The organism is Prochlorococcus marinus CUG1416 (assembly GCF_017695965.1).
Taxonomy (GTDB): Bacteria; Cyanobacteriota; Cyanobacteriia; order PCC-6307; family Cyanobiaceae; genus Prochlorococcus_A.
On the sequence record NZ_JAAORM010000002.1, the window covers coordinates 375,394 to 389,402 of the forward strand.

15 protein-coding genes and 1 tRNA gene are annotated in these 14,009 nt (G+C 30.1%); 7 read left to right on the top strand and 9 right to left on the bottom strand.

Annotated elements, in window-relative coordinates:
• Positions 1 to 101 precede the first annotated feature (101 nt).
• Entirely contained in the window at positions 102 to 491 is a 390-nt protein-coding gene (gloA, locus tag HA146_RS03355; RefSeq protein ID WP_209108153.1) for a lactoylglutathione lyase, read from the bottom strand.
• A 133-nt stretch (positions 492 to 624) separates the two neighbouring features.
• On the opposite strand from gloA, the gene HA146_RS03360 reads away from it, so the two are divergent.
• Positions 625 to 1,059 (top strand): Tic20 family protein, encoded by a 435-nt coding sequence (locus HA146_RS03360; RefSeq protein ID WP_209108154.1) that lies wholly within the window; start codon positions 625 to 627, stop codon positions 1,057 to 1,059.
• Between the two features lie 28 nt (positions 1,060 to 1,087).
• Here the strand turns inward: HA146_RS03360 and HA146_RS03365 are convergent, their stop codons facing one another.
• From HA146_RS03365 to rluF, 4 genes are all read right to left on the bottom strand, one after another.
• Positions 1,088 to 1,417, bottom strand: coding sequence for a hypothetical protein (locus tag HA146_RS03365; protein ID WP_209108155.1), 330 nt, complete (start codon positions 1,415 to 1,417; stop codon positions 1,088 to 1,090).
• A gap of 7 nt (positions 1,418 to 1,424) precedes the next feature.
• Entirely contained in the window at positions 1,425 to 2,009 is a 585-nt protein-coding gene (locus tag HA146_RS03370) for a hypothetical protein (protein ID WP_209108156.1), read from the bottom strand.
• A gap of 55 nt (positions 2,010 to 2,064) precedes the next feature.
• On the bottom strand, positions 2,065 to 2,265 hold the full coding sequence (locus HA146_RS03375) for a hypothetical protein (protein ID WP_209108157.1): 201 nt from the start codon (positions 2,263 to 2,265) through the stop codon (positions 2,065 to 2,067).
• A gap of 177 nt (positions 2,266 to 2,442) precedes the next feature.
• The gene (rluF, locus tag HA146_RS03380; RefSeq protein WP_209108158.1) at positions 2,443 to 3,165 is read right to left on the bottom strand and encodes a 23S rRNA pseudouridine(2604) synthase RluF; all 723 of its coding nucleotides are present in this window, start codon (positions 3,163 to 3,165) and stop codon (positions 2,443 to 2,445) included.
• A 580-nt stretch (positions 3,166 to 3,745) separates the two neighbouring features.
• On the opposite strand from rluF, the gene HA146_RS03385 reads away from it, so the two are divergent.
• The gene (locus HA146_RS03385; RefSeq protein ID WP_209108159.1) at positions 3,746 to 4,594 is read left to right on the top strand and encodes a class I SAM-dependent methyltransferase; all 849 of its coding nucleotides are present in this window, start codon (positions 3,746 to 3,748) and stop codon (positions 4,592 to 4,594) included.
• A gap of 301 nt (positions 4,595 to 4,895) precedes the next feature.
• On the opposite strand, the gene HA146_RS03390 is transcribed toward HA146_RS03385, so the two are convergent.
• Positions 4,896 to 5,465: a VTT domain-containing protein gene (locus HA146_RS03390; RefSeq protein WP_209108160.1), complete on the bottom strand. Its 570-nt coding sequence runs from the start codon at positions 5,463 to 5,465 to the stop codon at positions 4,896 to 4,898.
• A 426-nt stretch (positions 5,466 to 5,891) separates the two neighbouring features.
• Here HA146_RS03390 and HA146_RS03395 point away from each other — a divergent pair, with 426 nt between their 5' ends.
• The 4 genes from HA146_RS03395 (at position 5,892) to HA146_RS09705 (ending at position 12,504) form a co-directional block, all read left to right on the top strand.
• On the top strand, positions 5,892 to 6,545 hold the full coding sequence (locus tag HA146_RS03395) for a peptidylprolyl isomerase (RefSeq protein ID WP_209108161.1): 654 nt from the start codon (positions 5,892 to 5,894) through the stop codon (positions 6,543 to 6,545).
• Positions 6,546 to 6,549: 4 nt separating this feature from the next.
• Positions 6,550 to 9,513 (top strand): peptidase domain-containing ABC transporter, encoded by a 2,964-nt coding sequence (locus HA146_RS03400; protein WP_209108162.1) that lies wholly within the window; start codon positions 6,550 to 6,552, stop codon positions 9,511 to 9,513.
• The gene (locus HA146_RS03405; RefSeq protein WP_209108163.1) at positions 9,510 to 10,523 is read left to right on the top strand and encodes an HlyD family secretion protein; all 1,014 of its coding nucleotides are present in this window, start codon (positions 9,510 to 9,512) and stop codon (positions 10,521 to 10,523) included. The genes HA146_RS03400 and HA146_RS03405 overlap by 4 nt, the downstream gene beginning before the upstream one ends.
• 73 nt (positions 10,524 to 10,596) lie before the next feature.
• Positions 10,597 to 12,504, top strand: a complete 1,908-nt coding sequence (locus HA146_RS09705) for a M10 family metallopeptidase C-terminal domain-containing protein (RefSeq protein ID WP_209108164.1) — start codon at positions 10,597 to 10,599, stop codon at positions 12,502 to 12,504.
• 136 nt (positions 12,505 to 12,640) lie between these two features.
• On the opposite strand, the gene HA146_RS03415 is transcribed toward HA146_RS09705, so the two are convergent.
• The 3 genes from HA146_RS03415 to HA146_RS03425 all read right to left on the bottom strand — a co-directional run bounded on the left by HA146_RS03415 (position 12,641) and on the right by HA146_RS03425 (position 13,489).
• Positions 12,641 to 12,727, bottom strand: a tRNA-Ser gene (locus HA146_RS03415).
• Between the two features lie 375 nt (positions 12,728 to 13,102).
• Entirely contained in the window at positions 13,103 to 13,252 is a 150-nt protein-coding gene (locus HA146_RS03420; protein WP_209108165.1) for a hypothetical protein, read from the bottom strand.
• Positions 13,253 to 13,387: 135 nt separating this feature from the next.
• Complete coding sequence (locus tag HA146_RS03425) at positions 13,388 to 13,489, bottom strand: DUF4278 domain-containing protein (RefSeq protein ID WP_011862700.1); 102 nt, start codon at positions 13,487 to 13,489, stop codon at positions 13,388 to 13,390.
• Between the two features lie 306 nt (positions 13,490 to 13,795).
• On the opposite strand from HA146_RS03425, the gene HA146_RS03430 reads away from it, so the two are divergent.
• On the top strand, positions 13,796 to 14,005 hold the full coding sequence (locus HA146_RS03430; RefSeq protein WP_209108166.1) for a hypothetical protein: 210 nt from the start codon (positions 13,796 to 13,798) through the stop codon (positions 14,003 to 14,005).
• The last annotated feature ends 4 nt before the right edge of the window (positions 14,006 to 14,009 follow it).

A 14,009-nucleotide genomic window follows, 5' to 3' on the forward strand; every position in this document is an offset into this window, starting at 1 on the left:
ATTTTATAGGTATTTTTCCGTTAACTGAAAACGAAATATTAGAAAATTCAATCTTTTTTTAATTTAGTTATTTGTTTATTAAATTAAAGAATTACGAGCTTTTAATCTCTTTCAATAAGTTCAATTTTATATCCATCAGGATCCTCAACAAAAGCCAAGACAGTAGTACTGTTTTTCATCGTTTTAGGTTTGGTTGTTATTTTACAACCATTATTTTCTAATCCTTGGCAAATAAGATGAATATCTTTTACTCCAATAGCTATGTGACCATATTTATCTCCAAGCTCATAGTCTTCCGACTTTTTGTCCCAGTTATAAGTTAATTCAATTACTGTGTTTTCTTTTTCTGAGCCATAGCCAACAAATGCCAAAGTGAATTTTCCATGAGGGTACTCCTTTTTTCTTAATAAATTCATTCCTAATCTATTGACGTAGAAATCAATGGATTTATCTAAATCTCCAACTCTCAACATTGTATGTAGGATACGCATTTTGAATTATGAACCTTAATCAATTATCTAATATTTAATAACAATCTGCCAAAGCTGATATTTTCGGGGATCAGTCTTTTAATTAAGTTCAGAAAATTAGGTTAAAATATAAATATAAAATTTCAATAATATATTGAATCAGATATTCCAAAGACTCTCATCGGTATTTTTGTATACTTTGCCATTGAAGGCATCAATACCTTTTGGATATTATTTGTTCTATAAATATTCATTTTTAAAAATACTATTATTGCTAACTTTTCCAATAGCAATAATTGAAAAATCTTTGCCTTTTGGTAGTTTGTTATTATTTATAATTTTGTTTGCTGGATTAGTAAGAAATCCTAATGTTCCCTATTTCGTTAGATATAACGCATGCCAAGCTTTATTAATTGATATTGCTTTAATAATAATCTCATATCTCTTGAGAATATTTCCCATAGTTGAATTAGGCTCAATAATTTTTATTTTTACACTATGTATTTTTATTTTTTCGATTTCTCAATGTATTTATGGAGTTGAACCTGAAATTCCCTTAATTAGTAAATCTGTAAGAATGCAAATTTAAAAAGATTTATAGAGTATAATGACTTTCTTCAGCACTCATTAAGAATAGATTCCCATTTTTGTTGACTTGCCTTTATTTCTTTCATTGGTGGATTAGCTCCCTCTATTTCAAAGGCTTTAATTAATGATTTATTAGCTAATAGACCTAATCTTGCTGCCTCTCTTTGCCTAGAGCATACTTTTTTTCTTGATCCCTCTTTTAGACTATTTTCGATTTCTTTAAGAATCTGGCTAGCTTCATTCGATTTAGAATAAAAATCATTCATGTACACATCAAGTGCCGTATCAGCAAGGATTCTTACTGGAGAGATTATTGTGACTAAGCACACTATAAAACTTGTAAATACAAATATTTTCATAAGAATCTTAAGTATATTTTTTGCCTGATCTCTTTAATACTAAATAAAAGGTTATAACGCTAATTGTTCCAGATGGGCCTATTAAAACATGCCAAAATTGATCGCCACTAATTGAGAGCCTTGTTCCAAAGAAAGTCGTAAAGAAAATACCAAATATTGGGTAAAGGATAAAAAGCCAATCTTTAAAAACTCTTTGCCAATTAATAATTAGAAGGATACTTATTATTACTTGAAAAAGAAGAGCAATAGATTTATCAAATAAAAAGTATGAGATTATTGAACATATAGAGATACAAAAATTAGTTTTTTGAATACATTTATTTTTTATAACTGATATCGATAAACATGTTAGGCCTAAAGATAGGAAAGAATAAAATAACCAATTAAATAAAGAAGAATGATCTACATAAATCCAAGATGTTTGGGTATGATCTATCATTTCAGAAATCGATGCTAATCCTAAAAAAATAAAACCTAAAGGTATCAATTTATTCTTGCTTAAATGTTTGAATTTATTAATCGATCTAATTCCTAATAGTATTGGGATAATTGCCGCTTGGAAATGGGCTAATAATAAAATTGAAAAAAACAAAATAAATTCTCAAACTCAATTCATATAAAATTTAAATACAAAAACCAGTTTTAGGTTACCTTAGAAAAGAAAGATACCATTGCCCTATTACTATAATCAATATTGTAAGAACGAAGGGAAAGGCAGGATATCTAGTTTGAAAGTCTGCTGGTGGCCATGGTGACCATGATATAAGTCTGCCCATAGGAACATTTGAGGAGTTTGAAAATTTTTTCTTATTTGGGACTGGGCTCTCTGTCGCAAATCCTTTACTCATATCTAATACAAAAATTAATTTTAACAAAAACAAAACAAAAAGCGTTATGCGACCCCATGATATTTTCTTTGACTTTTCATTATGAAGGAGGGTTGGTATTCGAACTCAAGGATATGCTAGTTTTAAAGGTTATTTTTTCTTTTGTGTCAATTAATTTTTTAATCTTGTAAGTTTCTATTAGTCAAATGTTTTTGAAGAGTTTTCAAGTAATCTATTTAATTCTGAGAGCTCTTCTTTAGTAAATTCGCGATATTTTCCTGTCGGTACGTCTAACTTAATATTCATAATTCTTACTCTCTTTAATGATTGCACTTTGTAGCCTAAGGACTCACACATTCGCCTAATCTGTCGGTTAAGTCCTTGAGTAAGAATTATTTTAAATTTTTTTGGCCCCAATTGTTTTACGAAACAATTCTTAGTTATGGTGTCTAATATCTCAACTCCATCACTCATTCTTTGAATAAAGTCTCTCTTAATCAGACGATTAACGCTTACAAGGTATTCTTTTTCATGATTATTTCTTGCTCTTAGTATTTTATTTACGATATCTCCATCATTAGTTAAAAAAATTAATCCTTCACTGGGCTTGTCCAATCTTCCAATAGGAAAAATTCTTGTAGGATATTTAATAAAATCTATGATATTGTCAGGTTCTACTCTTCTATCGGTTGTGCAAACAATTCCAACAGGTTTATTAAAGGCTAAATATATGCATTTTTGTTTATTTGATTTTTCTATTCTTCGCCCTTCAACTTCAACTTGATCTCCTTCTTCTAACTTGGTACCCATTTCTGAAATTTTACCATTGATGGTTACTTTCCCTTCCTCAATTAATCTATCTGCTACTCTTCTGGAACAATAACCAACTTCACTCAAATATTTATTTATTCTGGTAGCCATTTTGGATATTTCTTTTGTTGTCTGCCATAAAATGAACTAATTGACCCTTATTTTAGATCGATTGTCAATAATAAATAGGAATTGATGAGGGGACCAACAATGGACTATTTTCTTCTGGCCTACTAAATGAAACTATATCAAAACTTATGAAATTCTATAAATATAAGGGACGAAACAAATCCCCTCTTGGGAGAAATTATTGTAAATATCAGTTTTAAAGAGCGCGGAGGGGGTGGGATTCGAACCCACGCTACCCTTGCAGATACGCTAGTTTTCAAGATAAGACGCTATTTAGTGACACTAAAGGATCTGATAGGGTTAGACTAAACCAAAACCCCATTTCTTACCACTTAAATAACTTTAGGATATATTTCGAAGATGATTGATTATTAGATTTTCATTAATTCCATTTAACATAAAAATTATTGCAGTAATAACTTTATTTAATAACTAATCAAATTACTCTTAAATCATTCAAGAACCTATTTCGTTAATATTTCTATTTTTATAATATAAAAATTTAGTTGGAATTTACACTTAGGCTATTATTTGAATATTCTGTGAAAATACAATTCTTCAAATGTTAAATAATGGTTTAAGAAAATTAATAAAAAAATTTTTACTCAAAAAAAATTTACTATCAAAATTCTTATTATTCATCTTTAAAAGAAATTTTGCTTATAGTTATTTTAGAGAAAAAAATTCTCTGATTAATAATTGGGCTTGGGGTGATAATGAATTATCTAATTTCTACTATGATTTAACTGAAATCAATAAAGAATATCTTGCTGATTTAATATCTTTAGTGACAGGCAAATCAAATAATGAAATTTCTAGATATTTTTCAGAGCTTTTGAATGATAAAGATTTATACAACCATCTCAAAAATTCTATAAGAAATATTCCTGAATATGGGAATGAAATTAAATTTGCATATGGAAGAAGAATTGGTTGGTATGCTTTCGTGAGGATTTTAAAACCAAAACTTATCATTGAAACTGGAGTTGATCATGGCGTCGGTTCTTGCGTAATAACTAGTGCGCTTCTTAGAAATAAGCAAGAAGGTTTTCAGGGTTCCTATTTAGGTACAGACATTAATAAACAAGCAGGTAAATTACTTAAAGAGCCATATTCTTCAGTTGGGAAAATTCTCTATGGTGATTCAATTGAATCGCTTTCGCAAATTAAGGATCGAATAGATATTTTTATAAATGATAGTGATCATAGCTCCGAATATGAATTTCGAGAATATCTTACAATTGAAGAAAGAATTTCTCCCGATTCAATAATTTTAGGTGATAATTCTCACTTTACTAATTCTCTTTCAAAATTCTCAAAAAGAACTAATCGTAATTTCCTTTTTTTTAAAGAAATTCCTAAAAACCATTGGTATCCAGGAGCCGGTATTGGTATATCTTTTAAAAAATAAAAAACTATAAAAAATTCTTAAATTACTTACCAAATAATTTCCATTTGGATGCAAATAACTACATGAATGTTCGAAATCTTCTAAAGCATAAGCAAATTAATAATCAACATATAACTCCTAAACTTAAATCAGTAATTGAATTTGGAGGATTTTGAATATAACCAAAGATGCGCTTGTAAAAAGCTTGTTTGCAAGCTGAAATGGAAGTTAGAAATATCAATAATTCTTCTAGAATTTAAGCAATGGGTTTAACCTTAAACTAATCAATTTTTATATTTATAAATACTTGAGGCAGGGTAAATTATTTAATTAAATTCTCTAGGTAGTTGATTAGATTAAATTTCTTGTATAAATTAATTAGAATCCTTACTACCAGGAAAGTAATTGATGTAATTGATAAAATTGACAAAAATCTTACAATTGATAAATCTATCCCATAATAAATTAAAATTTCTGATAAAAAATCAACTTTAGTTGCAAAGTAAAAATAAAGTAATTGCCATGGAAGTATTGCAATATTATTGATAAAAAATGTTTTTCTCAGAGAGAAATTTATAAAACCTAAGAAGATATTTAATATTCTCGTAATAAATAAATTAGATAATCTAATTAATAAAATGTCTCGTGTTTTGATTGATTTATATTTTCTTTCTATCTTTGATATTTTTTTTCCTAAATTTAAAAGATTTATTTTTTTACTTCTTAATAACCTTCCTAAATAGTAATGAATGAGAATTTTTAAATTTGAAGCTAATGAGACAACAATAAAACCATCAATAAAACCTAGTTTGGAGTAGTAATAAATTACTAAAGGGAGAGAAGGGAAAGGCGTTAATGAAACTAAACATATTATTAATATTGCCGATATCATTTTTCCCTAGAAATATTAATGAAAAATTTTAACTAAAGATCATAAATCATTAAGGGTTAATTATAAGAATTACTAAAAGAATTTATCAAGTTTAATTTTTAGAAAGGATTGGATGGGATTACAACACACTTTTACTCTTGTTATAAAATATTTTTCAAGACTATATTTTTAAAACAATTTACCACTTTCCCTAAAAGAAGCTGAATATATAGAAAGCTTAACTAGCTTACATAACTTATATAAAATAATATTAGTTTTTATTAAATTTAAATTATTATCGATTATTTTTGGAAACTAAATTTAGATAGACATCTTGATTATTGAGCTATAATTATTTGATAAGATGCATTTTAAAAAATAAAAAAAGAAAATCAATTAAAAGTATCAATAGATAAAATCACTAGATGGGGTTTATACCAACGAGTGATGGTAGAAAATTTAGTTGACTTAACCTTGAAAAATGTTCAGTATCCACTGGCTGAGAATATTAGAGAAATTACCAAATATTGGTGCCAGAAAAAACAAATTAAAGGTGAAGAAGAATTAAAAATTTGGAAGGAAAAAAATGGTTTTAATGAGGATCAATGGAATGACTATATAACTCGCAAATGGAGATGGACAAAATGGTGTATGGATAAATTTAGCGAAAGAATACCTAATTATTATCTTGATAAAAAATCAATGCTTGATAAAGTCGAATACTCACTCATTAGAGTTTCATCTGAGAATTTAGCAAATGAACTTTACCTTCGAATAAAAGAAAAAGAATCCACATTTGAAGAGATAGCAAAAAAATATTCTGAAGGACCAGAAAAACAAACTCAGGGAATTATAGGCCCAGACCCTATTGGGAAAGCTCATCCTGCTCTGGCAAAATTACTTCAAATAAGTGAAAAGGGACAGTTATGGATTCCTAGGAAAATTGATATGTGGTGGATTATTGTAAGACTTAATTACATTAAAAATAGCTCACTGAATGAGTCATTGTCTAAAGAATTAGCTTTAGAATTAGGTTCGAAGTTTATTCAAGAATTAATGAATGATAAATCATTTGACAAACTAAATGAATTATTAGAATAAAAATATGGTCAAATTTAACCAAAATATCGAGAGATCAGAACTCAAGAAGATATTTAACTTTTCTGAGAGAGAAGAAGGGGTTTTTGATGAACATATTTCATATGTAACATTAGAAGCAGGACAAAAATTAAATAAATTTGGTGAGGATATTCCGGGTGTTTTTTTGATAGAAGAAGGAGAAATGAGATTGCTTGGCATGGATATTAATAAAGAAATATTTACTATTGAAAAATTTTCAAAAAAACAATTAGTTGGAGCTCAGCAAATATTAAGTGGTACTAATAAAGTATCTTTAGCTGCAGCATCAAATGTAAAAGGAATTCTAATTCCAACAGATATTTTTCTCGATTTCCAGAAAAACAAAACTATAAAAGAATATTTTAGACAACTTACTTTGAATGAATTATTTCTTGCAATCAGTGAAAATGAAAAATTACTTGATACCTATGAAATCTTCGGTATTTGTAAAAAATTCTTAAAAGAGAATATCAAAGTTAATCAATTCGATATTGGTGAGAATTTTCTTGATGATTCATCTGAGTTTTGGCTAGTAAGTAGTAGCAATATAGATAATTTCCCAATTGGTTCTTTAATAAAATCACCCTTGAAAATTAAAATTAATGGAGAAATGCCAGGACGTCTTATCCCATTAAATAAATGTGATTGGTTAATAAAATCAAAAGATGAAAAACCAAAAGAAAAAATTTACATTGATGATGATGATATTTATTCCAATTTTAAAAGCAGTAAATTTAAAAAAAAGAGAGATGCATTTGAGGATAGATTCGGAAGACTTAATAAAAATATTTCATATCCTCATAGTTCCGGGGAAGGTTCTTTAGAAGAGACTCTCGCTTGCTTAAGAATGTTATCCCATAATTTTGATTTACCTTTCAGGAAGGATTTACTTAAGCGTATTATTGGAGAACAGCTACTATCCTCCAGAAATGATAAATTAAGCATCTTTCAACTAGCTGCAATATGCGAGTTGTTAGGATTGAAGAGTTCTATTTTAAAACCAGATTCTCCAAAATTACTTGAGAGAATACCTTTGCCATCACTGACTTTCGTAAAGGACCATCCAGTAATTATTTGGGAACAGAAAGAAAAAAGGATACTTTTAAGTGATCCATTAAGAGGGCAAAATTGGATAAAAGTAGAAGAGATTTTCAATGAAGAGTTTTGTAAAAACATTCAAATATTATTTGTCGAACATACTGTAAATTCTCCAAGAGCAAGATTTGGTTTGAAATGGTTTTTCCCAGCATTAAAGAAACATAGAAATAGCCTTATTCAAGTTGTAATTGCCAGCTTCTTTGTTCAATTACTAGGTCTTTTTAATCCACTTCTAATTCAGCAAATTATTGATGCCGTTATCTCTCAAGGGAATTTAAGAAGTCTGAATGTTCTTGGCTCACTTTTAATTGCAATGGCTATTGCACAGGCAATTATTGGTTCACTTCGCACTTATCTATTCACTGATACAACTAATAGGATGGATATTTCATTGGGGGCTTCAATTATTCATCATTTATTTAGACTTCCGATTAATTATTTCTCCACAAGACCTGTAGGGGAAGTGAGCAGTCGAATAAATGAATTAGAAAAAATAAGAAACTTTTTAACAGGCACGAGTTTGACAGTAATACTCGATTCAATTTTCTCTTTTATCTACATATGCGTAATGCTTACTTACTCAGTGAAGTTAACTTTTTTTGCATTAGCTGTTGTGCCCTTCTTTATAATTCTTACCTTGACCTTGTCCCCAGTTATTAGAAAACAATTGAGAGATAAAGCTGCGTCTAATGCTCGAGTTAGTAGTCATCTTGTTGAGACGCTTACAGGTATGGAAACTGTCAAAGGACAAGGTATGGAATCCCAAAGTGAATGGCAATGGGAAAAATTTTATGGCCGTCAAATTCAAGCGGGCTTCAAAAATACTATTACAAGTACTGCTGCTGGATCTGCTAGTAATTTCTTACAGCAGCTTTCTGGCTTAATTGTTATTTGGACTGGAGCCCTAATTGTTTTAGATGGGAAAATGAGCTTAGGTCAATTAATAGCATTCAGAATTTTATCTGGATATGTTACAAATCCATTATTGAGATTGGCAACTTTATGGCAAAACTTTCAAGAAACAATTATTTCATTAGAGCGACTTTCAGATATTGTTGATCAAAAGGAAGAGATAGAAATTTCAGGAATTAATCAACCTCCACTCGCACCAATTAAAGGGAGAGTTAAATATGAAAAAGTAAATTTTAGTTTTAATAATAAGGTTCCTCTTCAACTTTTAAATATTAATTTTGAGATTATTGAGGGAAGTGTGATAGGGATAGTTGGAACTAGTGGATCAGGGAAAAGTACCCTATTAAAATTACTAACAAGATTTTATAACCCTAATGAAGGTTGCATTTATCTTGATGGCCAAGATATCTCAAAAATTGATCTTTACTCATTACGCTCACAAATTGGTTTGGTTCCTCAAGATTGTTTTCTTTTTGATGGTTCTATACAGGACAACATTGCACTAACAAAACCAGAAGCAAGTGCAGAAGAAATAAAAAATGCAGCTAAGATTGCATGTGCTCATGATTTTATTGAAGAAATGAGTGCAGGATACGCAAGTTCTGTTGGAGAAAGGGGATCAAATTTATCTGGGGGCCAACGACAAAGGATTGCTATTGCAAGAATGACTTTGATGCAACCAAATATGCTTATTCTTGATGAAGCAACGAGTGCTTTAGATATTGATACTGAGATAAAAGTTATACAAAATTTAGTAAATAATTTTAAAGGTAAGACTATTTTCTTTATTAGTCATAGGTTAAATAGGCTAACTTTTTGTAATCAAATATTGGTTCTTAATAAAGGAGTTTTAGAAGAAAAAGGGACTCATCAGGAATTAATGATTTTAAATGGTCGCTACGCCACACTTTATCGTCAACAAGGATCAGAAATAAAGTGAAAAGATTAAAGGAAAAAATAAAAAAAATATCATTTCTTAATAAATTTAATTCGTTTAATGATCAAGAATTACGTTATAAACCAACCCTATTTTGGAGTCAAGCACTCCTTTGGGCAATTATTGGAAGTGTTGGATTCGGGTTTGTTTATTCAATTATTGCTCGTATTGATGAAGTTGTTATCTCAAGGGGGGAGTTGCAAGCACAAGGTGCAGAAAGGCCTATAAAGGCACCTTTTAGTAGCTTAATTAAAAGTTTAAATGTAGCAGAAGGGGAGAAGGTTAGAGAAAATCAAATATTGATTGAATTGGATGTAAGCAACTTTGAAGCGCAATATGAAGGTATAAATTCAAAATTAAATAGTTTGCTTATTACAAAAAACATTAAGGAAGAGATTGTAGATCGTTTGGTTTTTTTAAACGAGGAAGGAGTAATCTCGCTTATTGAATTGTTAGAGGAAAGGGATTCACTACAAAAGATTGAAGCAGATATTTTACAAGTCAAAGCTAAGGTGAAAGAATTAGAATTTGAATTGGATAGAGCGAAATTAGTATCCCCTGCAAATGGAACCGTTTTTAATTTAATCCCTTCTAACGAGGGCTATTACGCTAGCAGTGGGGAAACTTTGTTGCTTATAGTTCCTGAAGGTGATTTAGAGGCAAAAATATTTCTTAGTAATAAAGATGTAGGTTTTGTAAGACCCAATATGAATGCTGAGATTAGGGTTGATGCATTTCCTTTTACTCAATTTGGTTCAATAAAAGGAGTTCTTAAATCTATAGGTCAAGAGTCTCTACCTCCTGACAAACAAAATTCAGAATCTCGTTTCCCAGCATTAGTAGAGTTAAATAAACAATTTTTAGAATTAAATAGTAAAAAATATAAATTGAAATCAGGCCAAAGTGTATCAGTAAATCTTATTGTTAGAGATAAACCATTAATTACTCTATTAACTGATTCAATAGAGAAAGCGTTTGATGCTCTTCGCAGAATAAAATCAGACCGTAAATAATTAACTTAGGAATGATTAGAAAATTATTAATTCTTCAACTATTATATTTCTAGATACTTTACCCACTCATAGAGTGATTGATAAAGATAATAAAATTGATGGTAATTTTTTTCACAATAAAGCTTGTACATGTTCAGCATGTAATGGAAGCAGTGGAGGAGAAGAAAGTCCATTTGAAGGTGACAACTCAAAGGCTCCTTCGAGCGCTGGAACTTATCAAGAATTAGCGACCTTTATAAGAACTGCTTGGAGTATTGATAGAAAATATAATTTATCTTCTACAGGGTTAAACCCAAACAATGGCAAACTTCTTTATAACTTTTCAAGTGGATTTTCCTTCTATGGGACTCCTGATAGTGACGGGATTACGGAAGGTAGGAAGACCTTGGCAAGGGAAACTTTTAAATTAATAGAGGCTACTACTGGAATTGATTTTGAAGAAACATCAAGCACAGGATCTGATACAGATTTTTATTTTAAAGATAGTGAAAACTTTTCAGCTTATTGTGGAGCGACTGGATATTCTTCTGGAGTAGATTTTTCTTATATTAATGTTGGATACTATTGGTTTGACGGAGTTTCTAGTTATACATCATCAAATTTAGGCGACTATACCTCTCAAACCTATACTCATGAAATTTTGCATGGCTTAGGTTTATATCATTTAGGTAACTATAACGGAAATTGGAATTGGGATGAATTGGCATACACCAATGATTCTTGGCAAGCTTCTATAATGTCTTACGTAGCTCAAAATAATAATCCAAATATTTCAGCAGATAAAGCTTTTATTCAGACTCCTATGGTTGCTGATTGGATTGCATTAGATGACATTTACTCTTCAGAAGGTTTTGGTTTGAGTAATGCCTTTCACGGAGATACAATTTATGGCTTTAACACAAATATTTCTTCTGATGTAAGTTTGATATGGAATCAATTCTCTACAAATGCATCTTCTTCTGCTTATACCATTGTTGATGGAAAAGGTAATGATACTATCGATCTTAGTGGATTTAGCGATAACCAAACTATAGACCTCAGACCAACTGAAAAGTCCTCTTCAACTCCTTATGTATCTAATATTGGAGGTCTAAATGGTAATTTATGCATAGCACCAGGTACTTATATAGAATCAGCGATAGGCGGATCTGGTAATGATGAGTTAATAGGAAATAATGAAAACAATACTTTAAATGGTGGCTCTGGTAACGATACTTTAATCGGAGGAGCTGGTGATGATACCTATGTTGTTGATAGCACCAGCGATACCGTTACAGAAAAATCCTCAGAAGGAACAGATTTAATACAATCTTCTGTTACTTTCACCGCTTCTAATAATGTAGAAAATCTAACTCTTACAGGTTCGGGCAATATCAATGCAACTGGTAATACTTTAGATAATACTCTTACAGGTAATACTAGAAATAATACTTTAAATGGTGGCTCTGGTAACGATACTTTAATTGGGGGTAATGGAGATGACATTCTTATTGGTGGAAATGGAAATGATACTGCACAATTTTCTTTAGATATATACAACTACAAAGTTTGGAAGGGAACAAATTTAATAGTTACTGATAAAAAATTAAATCGGGGAGGTAAAGATCAACTTTCTTCAATAGAAACTATTTCACTTAATGGAACATCAATTGATATCTCAAATTTACGTACAGGAATGTATGTTCATTCCAATAATTATCAACTTCTTGGAGATAATGGCTCTGTAACTTTTCATACTGGTTGGAACGACAATACTAGTAGTCTTTGGGATGTTGTTGCAGCAAAGAATAACTCTTCTAGTTTTGAAGTTTTGTTTGACGGTACTGGTAGTTGCGACGGTCAAGTTCTTGTTTGGACTACGAACTCTAGTGGAGCTTATGTTTCTGAGAGTGGTTGGCTTACTGATGCTCAAGCAACTGCTGCTGGCTATGAATCTATTTTTAATATGGATTTAAATAATAATGGCTCAATAGGTAGTTGATATTTATACCCGAAATATACCCGTTTTGTTCCCTATTAGAGGGTAACTGAGAGTTACTCTAAAGAACTAACTTAAAATTTAAGAAAATAAAAAAATCCTAAAAGGAGTTGTCTCTTCAGAAGTCAGTTAAGTAGTACGGAGGGGGTGGGATTCGAACCCACGGTACCCTTGCAGATACGCTAGTTTTCAAGACTAGAGCCTTAAACCACTCGACCACCCCTCCAGGCAAAAAATATTAAATTTTTAGCTTTTTAATTATATCAAAAGATGGTTAAAATTTTCGGAACTGATCCGGAACTTCAAGTCAAGTTGTCTTCCAAATCACAGGTATAACTAAAACTAAATCTATCTTTCAAGACTAGAGCCTTAAACCACTCGACCACCCCTCCAGAGGGTTATTCAGTTTTGTTGAACAAAAAACCATAACACAAGAAATTAGCCACAGTCTATAATTCAAAGATTAAAAAAATTATTTAAAGAAACTATTTTGAGAGTGGTATTTTATTAATAATGACGGGTTAATCGTTGTAATAGTCTATTATTAGTCACATTTAATCAACAAAATTAGTTTACATAATTATTCTGACACCCAAAAAAATCATCCAAAGTTAATATTTTGCTGAAATAAACCAAATAAGTTGTTCCCAACTATGGCAGCAATTATTAAAACGAAGGCAACTATGGAGAAAAGAGCACTTACATCTTTTATGTCATAAGGTGCTTTAAATAAAGGTTTATGGTCTGCCATGGTTATAAATTTATAGAGGGGTATTAAATCATATTATTTTAATGCTTCAGAAAATTATTTATTAATTTTTCAAGTTTTAGATAAGACAAAAAAAAACCACTAAAAGTGGTTTTTTTTATTTATTGGATAAATGAACTAGCTTGTGTAAGCTTTTCCTCTATAAGTTAGTTCGTTATGCTGCTTTTTAGCGGCTTCTTTGTTCTGGACGTATTTTTGCCCTCTGTAAATTAGAGTCATTTTTTAAGCTCCGGTTTCGCTTAAGTCCCCGTTCCATGGCTTAAGTCGATTTGCGGCTTGCTAAACGCAAGTTGAACGTTTTGGTAGCTGTTGCTACAAAAATATATTAACATTCCAGGAAAATATTTGTCTAGGTATTTAATAAATAAACTTATTATCTTAATTATTAGTTAAGGCTTTTACTGGAAATATCTACATTTATACTTATGTAGTTTCTTACAGGTTACATTTTGTTCGTTTTTAAGAAGTATTTTTTATTTAATGGTCTTTTAACTGTAAAATTCTTAGGATTATAAATATTGTTTTATGTTTTCTAGAAGCAAAAAACCTACAGTAAAAAAAACTACACTAAGAAAATCTGCCATAGGTGAATTTACTCCATTATTTGCGGAATTATTGCCTTTCGCAGACAGAATGAATGATAAGGTTCAATTGGTAAATGCTTTAGCTTTTACTTTTATTATGGGATTCTCAATTTTCGGAATTGCACTATGGAGACTTTCAGCTCTAACCTAATTAT